The sequence below is a fragment of the Spirillospora sp. NPDC048824 genome (assembly GCF_043198455.1).
Classification (GTDB): domain Bacteria; phylum Actinomycetota; class Actinomycetes; order Streptosporangiales; family Streptosporangiaceae; genus Spirillospora.
Genome location: NZ_JBICUS010000015.1, coordinates 44,916 through 59,920 on the forward strand (window position 1 = coordinate 44,916; position 15,005 = coordinate 59,920).

The following is a 15,005-nucleotide window of genomic DNA, read 5'->3' on the forward strand; positions in this document are numbered from 1 at the left end:
CCCCTCAGCCTGCGTGGAGAAACCTCGCCGGTAAACTTCGTTCGACCCTCCCTTTCCACTCGCTTTGGGATCATCCAGACGAAAAGGCGAGATCTCCGTCACCCTGGGACGGGACGCGCGGGCGTACGGCGTGTCGGTACCGCCCACTAGGCTTCTGAGCGTGGCAGATCCGGCGACCTACCGACCCGCACCGGGCTCCATTCCGGAATCCCCCGGCGTCTACCGATTCCGCGACGAGCACGGCCGGGTCATCTACGTGGGCAAGGCCAAGAGCCTGCGCCAGCGCCTGAGCTCCTACTTCGCCGACTTCTCCGCCCTGCACCCCCGCACGCAGACGATGGTCCAGACCGCCGCCCGCGTCGACTGGACCGTCGTCGCCACCGAGGTCGAGGCCCTCCAGCTCGAATACTCCTGGATCAAGGAGTTCGACCCGCGGTTCAACGTCCGTTACCGCGACGACAAGTCCTATCCGTTCCTGGCCGTCACCCTGAACGAGGACTTCCCGAGGGTGATGGTGATGCGGGGCGCCAAGCGCAAGGGCGTGCGCTACTTCGGGCCGTACTCCCACGCGTGGGCGATCCGGGAGACGGTCGACCAGCTGCTGCGCGTGTTCCCCGTCCGGACGTGCAGCGCCGGCGTGTTCAAACGGCAGCACCAGCTCGGCCGGCCCTGCCTGCTCGGCTACATCGGCAAATGCTCGGCGCCGTGCGTCGGCCGCGTCTCCCCGGACGAGCACCGCCTCCTCGCCGAGGACTTCTGCGACTTCATGGCGGGCCACACCGCCCGGTTCATCAAACGCCTCGAACGCGACATGCGCGAGGCGGCCGCGTCCCAGGAGTACGAGCGCGCCGCCCGGCTCCGCGACGACATCCGCGCCCTGGAGCGCGCGCTGGAGAAGCAGACGGTCGTCCTCGCCGACACCACCGACTGCGACATGATCGCCTTCGCCGAGGACCAACTGGAGGCGGCCGTCCAGGTCTTCTACGTGCGCGGCGGCCGGATCCGCGGCCGGCGCGGCTGGGTGGTCGACAAGGTCGAGGACGTCACCACGGCCGACCTGGTCGAGCACTTCCTCATCCAGATCTACAGCGAGAGCGATTCGGTGCCCCGGGAGGTGCTCGTCCCGGCCATGCCGCCCGAGGCGGACGCCATGACCGAACTGCTGTCCGAGCAGCGCGGCGGGCCCGTCCGGCTGCGCGTCCCGCAGCGCGGCGACAAGAAGACCCTGCTGGAGACGGTCGCGCGCAACGCCCACGAGGCGCTCAAGCAGCACAAGACCCGCCGCGCGTCCGACCTCACCACCCGCAGCCGCGCGCTCCAGGAGATCCAGGACGCGCTGGAGCTGGACGAGGCGCCGCTGCGCATCGAGTGCTACGACGTCTCCAACCTGCAGGGCACGAACGTGGTCGCCTCCATGATCGTGTTCGAGGACGGCCTGGCCCGCAAGAGCGAGTACCGCCGCTTCACCGTCAAGGCCGTCGAGGGGCAGGACGACGTCCGCTCCATCCACGAGGTCATCACCCGCAGGTTCAGGCGCTACCTCGCCGAGAGCGAGAAGATGGGCGAGCTCGACCACCTGGGGGATCCTCCCGACGCGGTCGCCGGAGGGCCTGAGGGGCCGTCCCCCCGGGATCAGCCGGAGGAAGGCGCGCACCAGCCGATCGACCCGGAGACGGGCAGGCCGCGCAAGTTCGCCTACCCGCCCAACCTGGTGCTCGTCGACGGCGGCCCGCCGCAGGTCGCGGCCGCGCAGCGGGCGCTGGACGAGCTCGGCATCGACGACATCGCGGTCTGCGGCATCGCCAAGCGGCTGGAGGAGCTGTGGCTGCCCGCCGAGAGCGACCCGGTCATCCTGCCGCGCAACAGCGAAGGCATGTTCCTCGTCCAGCGGGTCCGCGACGAGGCGCACCGGTTCGCCATCACCTTCCATCGGCAGCGGCGATCCAAGTCCATGACGGTGAGCGAACTCGATAACGTTCCGGGTCTGGGCCCGGCGCGCCGCGCGGCGCTGCTGAAACACTTCGGTTCGCTGAAGCGGCTGAAGGACGCGACACCCGAGCAGGTCGCCGAGGTCCCCGGAATCGGGCGGCGCAGCGCCGAGGGCATCGTCGCGGCACTGCACGGCGCCGCCGTCCCCTCCGGGGGCCCCGGCGGAGACGGTGGCCGCGCGGGCGGAGACGGGGAGCACAGGGGGAGACGGCCATGACCAGAGAGACGAAGATCCCGGACATCGTGATAGTCACCGGCATGTCCGGTGCGGGCCGCAGCACCGCGGCCAAATCCCTGGAGGACCTCGACTGGTTCGTGGTCGACAACCTGCCGCCGGGGCTGCTGGCCACCATGGCCGACCTCGGCGGCCGCGTGAAGAACGCGGTGCCCCGCATCGCCGTCGTCGTCGATGTGCGCAGCCGCGCCTTCACCGAAGACCTGCACTCCTCCATCGCCGAGCTGGAGGCGCGCGGCGTCCACCCGCGGGTGGTGTTCCTGGAGGCGAACGACGCCGACCTGGTGCGCCGCTTCGAGAGCGTCCGCCGCCCCCACCCGCTGCAGGACGACGGGCGCCTCGTCGACGGCATCGCGCGGGAACGGGAACTGGTCCGCGAGGTCCGTGCCGAGGCCGACCTGGTCATCGACACCAGCGGCCTCAACGTGCACGAGCTGCGCAACAAGATCATCGGATTCTTCGGCACCGACACCGGCGAATCCAGCCTGCGCGCGACCGTCGTGTCGTTCGGCTACAAGTACGGGCTGCCCGTCGACGCCGACCTCGTCGTCGACTGCCGGTTCCTGCCGAACCCGCACTGGGTGCCGGAGCTGCGGCCGAAGACGGGCCGCGACACCGCCGTCCGCGACTACGTCCTCGGCCAGCGCGGCGCCAAGGAGTTCCTCGACGCCTACGCCGAGGTCCTGCGCCTGCTCGCCGACGGCTACGAGCGCGAGGGCAAGCACTACGTGACCCTCGCCGTGGGATGTACCGGCGGCAAACACCGTAGTGTGGCCATGGCGGAACAGATCGCCGCCCGGCTGCGGGACGAGGGCATCGAGGTGCAGGTCGCCCATCGTGACCTCGGCCGAGAGTGAGGCCCCCCGGGGTGCGGCGCGGGTCCCGGACGAGGAGAGCAGGATAACGGCACGGTGAAGCCCAACGGCCCGAAGGTCGTCGCACTTGGCGGCGGCCACGGCCTCTACGCCTCGCTGTCGGCGCTGCGCCGCGTCACCGACCGGCTGACCGCGATCGTCACCGTCGCCGACGACGGCGGCTCCAGCGGACGGCTCCGCCGCGAGCTCGGCGTCCTGCCGCCCGGAGACCTGCGGATGGCGCTCGCCGCGCTGTGCGGCGACGACGAGTGGGGGCAGACGTGGCGGGACGTGGTGCAGCACCGCTTCCGCAGCCAGGGCGACCTGCGCGACCACGCCGTCGGGAACCTCCTCATCGTCGCGCTGTGGGAACTGCTCAGCGAAGTCGAGCCCGGGCCCGGCGGCGGGCCGGGCTCCACCGTCGCCGGCCTCGACTGGGTCGGACGGCTCCTCGGCGCGCAGGGCCGGGTCCTGCCGATGGCCGCCGTCCCGATGGACATCGTCGCCGAGGTCCGCGGCGCCGACCCGTCCCGCCCCGACGAGATCACCCACGTCAAAGGGCAGGCGGCGTGCGCCAAGACGCCCGGTAGCGTCCTCGGGGTGTCCCTCGTCCCCGCCGACCCGCCCGCGTGCCCCGAGGCCCTCGCGGCCGTCGAGGACGCCGACTGGATCGTGTTCGGGCCCGGTTCCTGGTTCACCAGCGTCCTGCCGCACCTCAAGGTGCCCGCGCTGGCCCGCGCCCTCACCTCCGCCCGCGCCCGCCGCGCCGTCGCGCTGAACCTCGCGCCGCAGCCCGGCGAGACCGACGACTTCTCCCCGCAGACCCATCTGGAGGTCCTGCGGGCCCACGCGCCCGACCTTAGCGTCGACGTCGTCATCGCCGACCGCGGGGTGGTCGACGACCCGGAGGCCCTCGACAAGGCCGTCAAGGAGATCGGCGGACGTCTCGTCCTCGCCGACGTCGCCGCCGACGACGGCTCTCCGCGTCATGAACCCGCCCGTCTGGCCCAAGCCTTCGACAAGATATTCACCGACTGACGTCCCGTGGGGCCGGAATCGGCCACACTGCTGGGAGTCCGATAGGGGGAGGGTTCATCAGATGGCGATGACCGGTGTGGTCAAGGACGAGCTGAGCAGGCTCACGGTCATGAAGCCGTGCTGCCGCAAGGCCGAGGTCTCGACGCTGCTGCGCTTCGCGGGAGGCCTGCACCTGGTCAGCGGGCGGATCGTGATCGAGGCGGAGATCGACACCGGCGTCGCGGCACGGCGCCTGATCAGGGACATCGCCGAGGTGTTCGGTCACACGTCCGAAGTCGTCGTCCTCGCGCCCAGCGGCCTGCGCAAGGGCAGCCGCTACGTCGTCCGCGTCTTCCGCGAGGGCGAGTCGCTCGCCCGGCAGACCGGGCTCGTCGACAACAACGGCCGGCCCGTCCGCGGGCTGCCGCGGCACGTCGTCGCGGGCGCCGCCTGCGACGCCGAATCCGCCTGGCGCGGCGCGTTCCTCGCGCACGGCTCCCTCACCGAACCCGGCCGGTCCATGTCCCTCGAAGTGACCTGCCCGGGCCCCGAGGCGGCGCTCGCCCTCGTCGGCGCCGCCCGCCGCCTCAAGATCCACGCCAAGGCCCGCGAGGTCCGCGGCGTCGACCGCGTCGTCGTCCGCGACGGCGACGCCATCAGCGCCCTGCTCACCCGCCTCGGCGCCCACGACAGCGTCCTCGCCTGGGAGGAACGCCGCATGCGCCGCGAGGTCCGCGCCACCGCCAACCGCCTCGCCAACTTCGACGACGCCAACCTGCGCCGCTCCGCCCGCGCCGCCGTCGCCGCCGGCGCCCGCGTCGCCCGCGCCCTGGAGATCCTCGGCGACGACGCCCCCGAGCACCTCGTCAACGCCGGCCGCCTCCGCCTCGAACACAAGCAGGCGTCCCTGGAGGAACTCGGCCAGCTCGCCGACCCGCCGCTCACCAAGGACGCCATCGCCGGCCGCATCCGCCGCCTCCTCGCCATGGCCGACAAACGCGCCGGCGACCAGGGCATCCCCGGCACCGACGCCAACCTCACCGCGGACATGCTCGCGCCGTAACTCCCAGGGGGCGACCCCCGCTGAGGCTTGGTCCAAGTGGGGGGCGGCCGGCGGTCAGTTCGTCTTGTCCAGGTCGCCTCTGAGGATTCGGTGGATCAGGTCGTCGCGGAGTTGGCCGTAGCCGGTCTCGGCCCAGACGCTCTGGGACGGATCGGCCTCGTAGTAGGGGACGTCGCGGCCGTCGCGGTGGTCCATCAGGACGTCCGGGGTCTGCTTGCCGCGGGTCGCGCGGGCGCAGGCGCGGCACGTCGTGACGCGGAGGCGCTTGCGGGACCCGATGGGCCGCCAGTCGACCCCGGTCGTGGCGTCCCCGTGCAGGGGGTTGAAGAAGCAGAGCGGCATCGCGGGGATCTCCGCCTTGCCCTCCGCGGCGGCCTTGGCGGACGCGAGGGCGTCCCGGCCCTGGTCCACCAGGACGAGGACGCCCGCGAGGTCGGGGATGCCGCGCGCCGCGTCGAGGGTCTTGCCCGCCGCCTGGTAGGCGTCCAGGGCCATGGTCATGAGGGTGCGGGGCCGTTCGTCCGCGGTGGGGACGCCGCTCTCGTCCAGGAGTTCGCCGAACGCGATGACCTCGTGGGACGCCTGCTCGCGGAGCTGGTCCTCGTTGGCGCGGCTCGCGGTGGCGAACACCGTGCGCGGCATCAGGAGGCCGCTGCTCTCGCGGCGGACGGACGCCATGCGGCGGCGGCGCCACAGCAGGAGGCCCGCTGCTCCGGCCACCGCCACCCCGGCCGCGCCCAGGGGCAGCGCGAGACCCCCGTCATCCGACTCGTCGCCGGGCGCGCCGCCGCCGTTCTTCTCCCGTTCCTTGGCGCGTTTGCTGATCTCGGCGGAGACGCGATCGTATTCCCGGGTCCCGGTGCCCGAGACGATCAGATCGATGATGCGCGACAGCTTGGCCGCGAGCGGCGCGTCGTTCATGGCGCGGTCGAGCGTGACCGCCCAGGCGGCGTCGCGGGCCTGGTGGTCGCCGCCCCACTCGCGCGCGCTCAGGTCGTCGGTGTCGTCGTCGAAGGTGATGAAGATGCCGTCGCGCCCCAGCCGGTCGTGGACGACGGTCGCGAGCTGCTCGGCCTCGGTCCAGGTGCCGCCCTTGACGAGGGGGACCAGGACGACGAAGACGGGCGCCGGCGCCTTCGCCAACTTGGCGAGGAGCCTGCGCCGTTCCGCCTCGGGGAGTGCGGACGCCAGCGACGGGTCGACGTGGATCGGGGAGCGGCGGAGGGCGGCGGCCAGCCGTTCGCCGGGGGACGGTTCAGTCAACACCGAGGTACCTCATCACACGGGGTAGGAAGTTCTTGCCGGTGGCGCCCCACGACGCGTCCCGCCACACACCGGGGATCGCGGTGTGGGGGCGGTGGCGTTCGGGCCCCGGGACCTTGAGAAGGTGCCGGTCGGTGAGCCCCTGCCGCTGGTCGTGCTCATTGCATGCCTCGCACAGAGGGCACGGCTTCGGCAGGACCTTGTGGGTGAGCTTCGCCAGGCGCCTGCGCGCGGTGGACTCGCCGTGCAGCGGGTTCACAACACAGGGGGCGGGTGGTTCGGCGATGTCCCGGCTGAGGACGAGTCGTCCCTGGCGCGCGAGGACGATCGCGCCGACCAGGTCGACGGCGCGGTCGGCGTCGTCCTTGGCGTCGTCGTAAAGGATCTGGGCGGCATCGTAGGCGGAGACGGCGTAGGGGCGCCCGCGTTCGGCCCCGGTCGTGGTGAGCAGGCTCTGGAGCCGTTCCAGTTCCTTGGCGCCGTGATGGCGCAGCTGGCGCATGCTGGGTTCCGTCGCGCTCCAGTAGCTGCTCGCCTTGCCCCGCGTGGACGGGCCCCCGCGCCGGCCGAGGAGGGCGAGGACGCCGAGGCCGATCCAGTACAGCAGCACCGCACCGACCGGCCCGGCAAGGATGAGACCGGTGAGGAGAGGTGCCTGGATCTCGGGGTCGTCCGGTGTGAGCTCGTGCTCCTCCCCGAACGGTTCCGGGGTCGAGTACAGCGTCGGCATGGAGGGGGACGCCGAGGGCGCCGTGGCGTAGCCGTTCAGCCGCTGGACGATCCGGTCCGCGAGCCCGGCGAACGGACGGTCGTGGTCGGCGGGGCTCGAACTGCCCGGCTCGTCCTCGTCGAGTGGGGAGTACCGGTAGCGGCGCGGCACCCGGAACGCCTCGGAGTCCATGTGGCCGTGCGAATCGACCATCACGTAGAGCCCGTCGCGCCGCGACCGCTCATGCAGCGCGAACAGGAACGCTTCGTTGCGGCCCTGGGACTCCGAGTCGGTCCCGTTCGGGAGGACGACGACGTAGGCGGGCACGCCGAGCCGTTCCGCGGCCTCTCCGGCGGCCCGGCGGACCCGGCCGCGTTCGGCTTCGCCGAGGGCGATGCCGATATCGGGGTCCACGAAGAGGGGGTCCTCGGCGAGGGCGGCCGCGACCCGGACCAGGCGGTCGTCGGCGTGCGGAGGATCGTCGGCGGCCGCGGCCCCGGCGGGCCATGCGGTGAGGACGACTGCGGCGAGGAGCGCGAGGACGCGGGCCGGTCTCATCGGCGCCCCTTCGCCTGCTTCTTCTCGGCCTGCTTCTGATTTTGCGGGGCCGGTCGGGGCTTCTTCCCGCGAGTGCGGTAGATCAGCAGGGCGAGGATCGGCAGGCCGCTGAGCGCCGCGCCCCCGCCGAACGTCCCCCACTCCACGATCGCGGCCCGCCGGTCCGCGGCCTCGTCGGCGTCCAGTGCCTTGCGGACCTCCGACTTGGGCCTCGGACGCGGGTTGTCGGCGCGTTCCCGCGCCTGGCCCGACAACGCGATGTCGACGAACCGCGCGACCTTCTCGGGGGCCGTGGCGTCGTAGGGGAGTTCCTGGCTCGCGGCACGCCAGGCGTCCTCGACCGGCAGGCGCCGGGCGCCGCCGAATTGGCGGACCTCGCCGCCGGGCGTCGACGGGGGCACCACGAGGTAGATCCCGTCCTCGCCCAGCCGGTCCCGCAGCAGCGCGATGAGGGAGTCGGCGGGGTTCTGCGGCCCGAGGCCGGTGGTGGGCGTCACCGCGACGTACGCCGGGACGCCGAGCCGGGCGACGGACGCCTCGATCTGCGCGGCGGCGTCCGGTGGCAGCACCCGCGGGGTGTGGTCGGTGACGTAGACGGGGTGGCGGCGCAACTCCGCGGCGAGGTGATCGGCGCGGCTCACCGGTTCGGCACGTTCCAGCGCGGTGGCCGGGCCCGTGAACAGGCACGCGAGCATTCCGGTCAGGACTAGGACGAACCACCCGCGGCGCATGAACGGGGAGTCTAGTGACGGCCGCCGGAGCGCCGTGACCGGGGACGCGACGGAAATGATCCCCCGCCCGGGGGAGGCGGCCTCACCCCCGGATTTCCCACACCGGCGGTGTCAGGCTACCCGCCGGTCATTGGATAGGGTCGGGAGCAGGGGGAGATCCCCCTAGATCGACCGTAGTTAACAGTCCGGCTGACACCGGGCGCTATCGACGTGCGAGGAGAGCCGTTCCGTGACCATCCGAGTAGGCATCAACGGTTTCGGCCGGATCGGCCGTAACTTCTACCGCGCAGTGAAGGCATCCGGGGCCGACATCGAGATCGTGGCGGTCAACGACCTGACCGACAACGCCACGCTGGCCCAGTTGCTCAAGTACGACAGCATCCTCGGCCGCTTCCCCGAGGACGTGCGCGCCACCGCGGACGAGATCGTCGTCGGCGGCAAGGCCATCAAGGCGTTCGAAGAGCGCGACCCCGCCAACCTCAAGTGGAGCGACGTCGGTGTCGACATCGTCGTCGAGTCGACCGGTTTCTTCACCGACGCCGCCAAGGCCAAGGTGCACGCCGACAACGGCGCCAAGAAGGTGATCATCTCCGCGCCGGCCAAGAACGAGGACCTCACCGTCGTCCTCGGCGTCAACGAGGACAAGTACGACCCGGCCGCGCACACGGTGATCTCCAACGCGTCCTGCACCACCAACTGCCTGGCCCCGCTGGCGAAGGTTCTGAACGACTCCTTCGGCATTGAGAACGGCCTGATGACGACGATCCACGCCTACACGCAGGATCAGAACCTGCAGGACGCCCCGCACAAGGACCTGCGCCGCGCCCGCGCCGCCGCGGTGAACGTCGTGCCGGCGTCCTCCGGCGCCGCCAAGGCCATCGGCCTGGTGCTGCCGGAGCTGAACGGCAAGCTGACCGGTTACGCGCTGCGCGTGCCGGTGCCGACCGGCTCGGCCACCGACCTCACCGCCACGCTGTCCCGCGAGGTCACGGCCGAGGAGGTCAACGAGGCGTTCAGGGCCGCCGCGGAGAGCGGCCCGCTGAAGGGCTACCTCAGCTACACCGAGGACCCGATCGTCTCCAGCGACATCGTCACCGACCCGGCGTCCTGCATCTTCGACTCCGGGCTGACCCTGGCCCTCGGCAAGCAGGTCAAGGTCATCGGCTGGTACGACAACGAGTGGGGCTACTCCAACCGCCTCGTGGACCTCGTCAAGCTCGTCGGCTCGCAGCTCTGACCGCCGGCCCGCCCTGACCGAAGGAATCCGGCGCCGTGGCCGCGCACCGTGCCTCGACCGGGGCGTGCGGCCACGGCGCGGCCGTGTACGGAAGGACACCGCATCCCGATGCGCACCATTGACGATCTCGACGTCGCCGGCAGGCGCGTGCTCGTCCGCGCGGACCTGAACGTCCCGCTGCAGGACGGCGCCATCACCGACGACGGGCGGATCCGGGCGAGCCTGCCGACGATCGAGGCGCTGCGGATCCGCGGTGCCAAGGTCATCGTCTGCGCCCACCTCGGCCGCCCCAAGGGCGAAGTCAAGCCCGAGTTCTCCCTGGCTCCGGTCGCGGCACGGCTCGGTGAGCTGCTCGGCGCGGAGGTGACCGCCGCCGGAGACGTCGTCGGCGACTCCGCCCGCGCCGCCGTGGACGGCCTCGCGGACGGCGGCGTCGCGCTGCTGGAGAACCTGCGCTTCGAGCCGGGCGAGACCAGCAAGGACGATGCCGAGCGCGGCGCGTTCGCCGACCGGCTCGCCGCCCTCGCCGAGATCTACGTCGGGGACGGGTTCGGTGCCGTGCACCGCAGGCACGCGTCGGTGTACGACGTGCCGGAGCGGCTCCCGCACGCCGCCGGCGGTCTGATCGCCGCCGAGGTCGAGGTCCTGAAGCGGCTCACCGAAGACGTCGAACGCCCCTACGCCGTCGCGCTCGGCGGCTCCAAGGTGTCCGACAAGCTCGGCGTGATCGACAACCTGCTCGGCAAGGCCGACCGCATCCTGATCGGCGGCGGCATGGTGTTCACCTTCCTCAAGGCCCAGGGGCACGAGGTCGGAAAGAGCCTCCTGGAAGAGGACCAGCTCGGCACCGTCCGCGAATACCTGCGGCGGGCCGAGGACACCGGGGTGGAGTTCGTGCTCCCGGTCGACATCGTCGCCGCCACCGCGTTCGCCGCCGACGCCGCCCACGACGTGGTCGCCGCCGACGCGATTCCGTCCGACCGGCTCGGCCTGGACATCGGCCCCGAGTCCGGCAAGCTGTTCGCCTCGCGTCTCGCCGACGCCCGCACCGTGTTCTGGAACGGCCCGATGGGCGTGTTCGAGATGGAGCCCTACTCGCACGGCACACGCGCCGTCGCCCAGGGCCTCATCGACTCCGGCGCGTTCACCGTCGTCGGCGGCGGCGACTCCGCCGCGGCCGTGCGGCGACTCGGCTTCGACGAGGCCGCCTTCTCCCACATCTCGACCGGCGGCGGCGCCAGCCTCGAATATCTCGAAGGCAAGACGCTGCCCGGCCTGCAGGCCCTGGAGGACTGACCGATGGCGCCCACGACCCCTTCCGGCGCGCAGAGCGGCCGCAAGCCGCTCATGGCGGGCAACTGGAAGATGAACAACAACCACCTCGAGGCGATCTCGCTCGTCCAGAAGATGGCGTTCGCGCTCAAGGAGGCCGACCACGACGCCGTCGACATCGCCGTGATCCCGCCGTTCACGGCGATCAGGTCGGTGCAGACGCTGGTCGACGCCGACAAGCTCGGGATCCAGTACGGCGCGCAGGACGTCTCCCAGCACGCCTCCGGCGCCTACACCGGCGAGATCTCCGCCGCGATGCTGGCCAAGCTGGGCTGCGCCTACGCCGTCGTCGGGCACTCCGAGCGCCGCCAGTACCACGCCGAGGACGACGCGGTCGTCAACGCCAAGGCCAAGGCCGCGCTCGCCGCCGACCTCACCCCGATCCTGTGCGTCGGCGAGGGCCTGGAGGTCCGCAAGGCCGGCGAGCACGTGGCGCACGTCCTGGCGCAGGTGGACGGCGGGCTGGAGAAGATCCCCGCCGACCAGGTGCGGCGCACCGTCATCGCCTACGAGCCCGTCTGGGCGATCGGCACCGGCGAGGTCGCCACCCCGCAGGACGCGCAGGAGGTCTGCGCGGCCATCAGGACGCGGCTCGCCGAGCTTTACGACGGTGGACTGGCCGACCAGGTGCGTATCCTGTATGGCGGTTCGGTCAAGGGCGGCAATGTCGCCAAGCTCATGAAGCAGGACGACGTGGACGGCGCCTTGGTCGGTGGTGCCAGCCTGGACCCGGGAGAGTTCGTCAAAATCTGCCGGTACCGGGATCTCCCCGTCTGATCAAAACTGATCAATTCTGTGTGAACTGGGGGTTCTTGCCGAACCAGCGGGTGGTTCGTCGTACCCTTCGTACCTGACGGGTAAACCGCCCGGCCCGATCCACCGTCCGGAACTACGAAGACAAGGCGCTGAAGAAACGTGATCATCGCATCGTCCATCGTGCTCGTCCTGTCGAGCCTGCTGATGGTGGTCCTCGTCCTGATGCACAAGGGCAAGGGCGGCGGACTGTCCGACATGTTCGGCGGCGGCATCTCGACGTCCCTGGGCGGGTCGTCGGTGGTGGAGCGCAACCTCGACCGGCTGACCGTCGGCGTCGGCGTGATCTGGTTCGCCTCCATCGTCGTCCTCGGGCTGCTGTTCAAGAGCAACGGCGCCGGCTGAACGACCCGTCAGGCATATGCGAGCGCCGCGCCGTCCTGGAGGGCACGGGCGGCGGCGGAAACACCGAGCGAGGAGTAACTCCGTGGGTAGTGGTAACGCGATTCGGGGCAGCCGCGTCGGGGCCGGTCCGATGGGAGAGGCGGAGCGCGGCGACGCCGCCCCCCGCGTCTGGGTGACGTTCTACTGCGCCAACCGGCACGAGACCCGTCCCAGTTTCGCGACCGACGTCGCGGTCCCGGAGACATGGGACTGCCCGCGCTGCGGGTTCCCGGCCGGCCAGGACTCGGAGAACCCTCCGGCCCCGCCGAAGACCGAGCCGTACAAGACGCACCTGGCGTACGTGAAGGAGCGGCGCAGCGACGAGGACGGCGAGGCCATCCTCGAGGAGGCGCTCGCCAAGCTCCGCGAGAAGCGCGCCGCCGTCAAGCGGGCCCTGGAGTCCGCGGGGCGCCCCTGACGCCCCTGCCTCCCTGAACCGTGAAGGACCGGGCTCCCGTGACCGCACGTGCGGTCACGGGAGCCCGTGCACGTGCGGGGGCCCGTGAACGGGCCGACCGCCGGCGTGAGCGGGATCAGCAGTCGGGGGCGCAGAGGCGGCGCGCCGTGGCCTGGCCGAAGATCCGCAGGATGTCCTGCGGTCGCTGTGCGGTGTAGACGCTGCCGCCGGTCGCCTCGGCGATCTTGCCGAGTTCGGCGGTGTCGACGTCCGGGCCGAACCCGATCACGATGATCTGGACGGGGCGGGCCGGGTCGCGCCCCTTGCGCAGCGCCGTCAGCGTCGCGGCGAGCGACGGCCCGTCCGGGTCCTCGTTGCGGCCGTCGGTGAACACCAGCACCGTGTTGATCATTTCGGGCCGGTGGGTCTCGCGCATGTACCGGACCGCGGCCAGCAGCGTGTCGTAGAGGCCGGTGTCGCCGTCCGGCTTCGGGCGCAGCGACGAGAGGGTGCTGAGGATCCGCTGGCGGCGGGTCGTCGAGCCGATCCGCCGGCCGAGCGGCCCCATCGGCACGGTCTCCCGCCAGTCCCGGTCGCCGTCCATCCGCGTGGAGAACACCCACTGGCCGAGTTCGGTGTCGTCCGGTTGCAGCGCCAGTCCCCGCTGCGACGCCTGGGCGATCGCCTGAAGCCTGGTGAGGCGGGTACCGGGGACGGGCAGGGCCATCGACCCGGACAGGTCGATCACCGACAGCATCCGCGAGCTCAGCGCCAGCCGCGCCCACGCCTGCGCGACGCGCCGGACCTCCGCCGCGCCCGGAGCCGGCAGGCCCGGCGGCTGCCACGCCTTCACCCCGTCGGCCGCGGCGAACGCCGCCGGCGGCTCGCCGTCCGGGTCCCGGAACCCGTGCGCGCGGAAGACCTCCCGGGCCCGGTCGGTGCGCAGCGCCCGCGCGAACAGCCGAACCGCCGGCCCGTCGTCGACCAAGGCGAGCGGGAAGTCCAGGGACAGGGTGCCGTCACGGGGATAGACGGCCTCCGCCGGGACCGGCGGCGCACCGTGATTGTGAGCCCACACCGCCTGCTCGGGCGTCAGCAGAATCGGGACCCGCCCGTCACCGCCTCTCTCGAACGCGGCGAACTGCCCCCGCACATCCGGCGCGGTGCTCTCCCGCACCGAACGCGCGAACGCCGCGAAGGACCCCTCCGACTTCCGGTAAAGATCGTGGACGATCAGCAGCGACATCATCCCCGCACCCGTGCGGGCCGGGTCCGCCGGCGTCAGCCGGAAGGACCGGGAGCCCTCCGACCCCGGCACCGACGCGCTCAGCAGATCCCCCCACGACCCGTTCACCCGGCCCGCCTCCTTCCGGGGGAGCGCCGCCACCAGCGGCGAACGCGCGAGAGCGCCGCCCACGACGACGGGCGGCCGCTCGAGCATCCGCAGCCAGAGCGACGAGTCCGGGACCCACACGTCCGGCAGCCGGACGCCCGCGTCACGCGGAATCCGCCCCGCCAGCAGCGCCTGCACCCCGGCAGGTCCCGAGGCCCGCACGGCGACCCGCACGCACTTCCCACCGGCGCTGTGCTCCCGCCGGTTGAAGTCCGCGCCCACCGCCGACACCGCACCGGCGATCTCCGGTGCGACCGCGACGTCCAGCCTGAGCACGGGGCCGGAACACCCCCGGACCTCCGACAACGCGTACACCGAACTGCCGAGCACCGCCGCCAGCGCCACCCCCGTGACCGCGGCGACCCGCCTCGCCCGCCCCCGCGTGCGCGGACCCTTCCCGCTATGTGATCCACTCAAGGTCGACCTCGACTCCCCGCCCGGCGGACACCCGCGCCAGAAACTGTGAGCCGCCAATTGTCGGGGCATCCCGGCCCCGACCGCATCGGCGAAATCGCCTGCTTGTTTTGCATTTCCCTTGGCGGTCGGGCCCTGGGGGCCCTCCCTTCGGCGGGAACTGCGGTGCGATCGCTGCATCGCTTCGGCTCGCCTTGCGGCTCGCTGCGCGATCAGGTTTCTCGCACGCTCGAAACCTGCCTTCGGACACGATCGCGATGGTCTGGGTCGTTGCGGGTTGAGGTAGTGGCTGGTGCCGCTGGCACGGTGGTGTTCGTTGCAGTGGTCGGGCTGGCGCCCGTGTCGACGGGCCTGGCCATCGTCGTCCTCGGAGAGCGGATGTCGGCGCCGGTCGCGGCCGGGTCGCTGCTCCTGCTGGGCGGGTTGTTCGTCGTCTCGTTCCGGCGCGGCCACCGCGCGGGCGGGCCGCCGCTCGGTATGATGGCGCCCACGCGACTGGCGCAGTCAAGGTGGAGACGACCACCGGGGAGCGAAAGTAGTCCGCACACCGCGCGCCTGGGTGTACGGGTCCCCTTCGCCGGGGCGCCCGAAGTCCCGGCGCGAACAGCGCGGAGGC

General features: G+C 71.9%; 13 protein-coding genes and 1 riboswitch. Of the genes, 9 read left to right on the top strand and 4 right to left on the bottom strand.

Going from position 1 to position 15,005, the window contains the following annotated elements; all coding sequences use genetic code 11:
* Positions 1-160 precede the first annotated feature (160 nt).
* The 4 genes from uvrC (at position 161) to whiA (ending at position 5,158) form a co-directional block, all read left to right on the top strand.
* Complete coding sequence (uvrC, locus tag ACGFIS_RS27030; RefSeq protein WP_392905028.1) at positions 161-2,206, top strand: excinuclease ABC subunit UvrC; 2,046 nt, start codon at positions 161-163, stop codon at positions 2,204-2,206.
* Positions 2,203-3,081, top strand: a complete 879-nt coding sequence (gene rapZ, locus ACGFIS_RS27035; protein ID WP_392905026.1) for an RNase adapter RapZ — start codon at positions 2,203-2,205, stop codon at positions 3,079-3,081. Before uvrC ends, rapZ begins: the two co-directional genes overlap by 4 nt.
* Before the next feature lie 54 nt (positions 3,082-3,135).
* A complete protein-coding gene (yvcK, locus tag ACGFIS_RS27040) occupies positions 3,136-4,116 on the top strand; it encodes a uridine diphosphate-N-acetylglucosamine-binding protein YvcK (RefSeq protein WP_392905024.1) in 981 nt (326 codons plus the stop codon).
* 61 nt (positions 4,117-4,177) lie between these two features.
* Entirely contained in the window at positions 4,178-5,158 is a 981-nt protein-coding gene (whiA, locus tag ACGFIS_RS27045; protein ID WP_392905021.1) for a DNA-binding protein WhiA, read from the top strand.
* A 54-nt stretch (positions 5,159-5,212) separates the two neighbouring features.
* On the opposite strand, the gene ACGFIS_RS27050 is transcribed toward whiA, so the two are convergent.
* Genes ACGFIS_RS27050 through ACGFIS_RS27060 form a run of 3 tightly spaced genes read right to left on the bottom strand, consistent with a single transcriptional unit; the run spans position 5,213 to position 8,419 of the window.
* Positions 5,213-6,424 (bottom strand): hypothetical protein, encoded by a 1,212-nt coding sequence (locus ACGFIS_RS27050; RefSeq protein WP_392905019.1) that lies wholly within the window; start codon positions 6,422-6,424, stop codon positions 5,213-5,215.
* A complete protein-coding gene (locus ACGFIS_RS27055; protein ID WP_392905017.1) occupies positions 6,414-7,688 on the bottom strand; it encodes a hypothetical protein in 1,275 nt (424 codons plus the stop codon). The genes ACGFIS_RS27050 and ACGFIS_RS27055 overlap by 11 nt, the downstream gene beginning before the upstream one ends.
* Positions 7,685-8,419: a hypothetical protein gene (locus tag ACGFIS_RS27060; protein WP_392905015.1), complete on the bottom strand. Its 735-nt coding sequence runs from the start codon at positions 8,417-8,419 to the stop codon at positions 7,685-7,687. Before ACGFIS_RS27060 ends, ACGFIS_RS27055 begins: the two co-directional genes overlap by 4 nt.
* A 229-nt stretch (positions 8,420-8,648) precedes the next feature.
* On the opposite strand from ACGFIS_RS27060, the gene gap reads away from it, so the two are divergent.
* From gap to ACGFIS_RS27085, 5 genes are all read left to right on the top strand, one after another.
* Entirely contained in the window at positions 8,649-9,656 is a 1,008-nt protein-coding gene (gene gap, locus ACGFIS_RS27065) for a type I glyceraldehyde-3-phosphate dehydrogenase (RefSeq protein ID WP_392905013.1), read from the top strand.
* Between the two features lie 108 nt (positions 9,657-9,764).
* Entirely contained in the window at positions 9,765-10,952 is a 1,188-nt protein-coding gene (locus ACGFIS_RS27070) for a phosphoglycerate kinase (RefSeq protein ID WP_392973012.1), read from the top strand.
* Between the two features lie 3 nt (positions 10,953-10,955).
* Positions 10,956-11,765, top strand: a complete 810-nt coding sequence (gene tpiA, locus ACGFIS_RS27075) for a triose-phosphate isomerase (protein ID WP_392905008.1) — start codon at positions 10,956-10,958, stop codon at positions 11,763-11,765.
* Between the two features lie 138 nt (positions 11,766-11,903).
* On the top strand, positions 11,904-12,146 hold the full coding sequence (secG, locus tag ACGFIS_RS27080) for a preprotein translocase subunit SecG (RefSeq protein ID WP_392905006.1): 243 nt from the start codon (positions 11,904-11,906) through the stop codon (positions 12,144-12,146).
* An 82-nt stretch (positions 12,147-12,228) separates the two neighbouring features.
* Positions 12,229-12,603 carry an RNA polymerase-binding protein RbpA gene (locus ACGFIS_RS27085; protein ID WP_358458073.1) on the top strand — a complete coding sequence of 125 codons (375 nt, stop codon included), beginning with the start codon at positions 12,229-12,231 and terminating at the stop codon, positions 12,601-12,603.
* 115 nt (positions 12,604-12,718) lie between these two features.
* On the opposite strand, the gene ACGFIS_RS27090 is transcribed toward ACGFIS_RS27085, so the two are convergent.
* Positions 12,719-14,320, bottom strand: coding sequence for a substrate-binding and VWA domain-containing protein (locus ACGFIS_RS27090; RefSeq protein ID WP_392973014.1), 1,602 nt, complete (start codon positions 14,318-14,320; stop codon positions 12,719-12,721).
* A gap of 550 nt (positions 14,321-14,870) precedes the next feature.
* Positions 14,871-14,957, top strand: a riboswitch (ZMP/ZTP riboswitch).
* Positions 14,958-15,005: the final 48 nt, after the last annotated feature.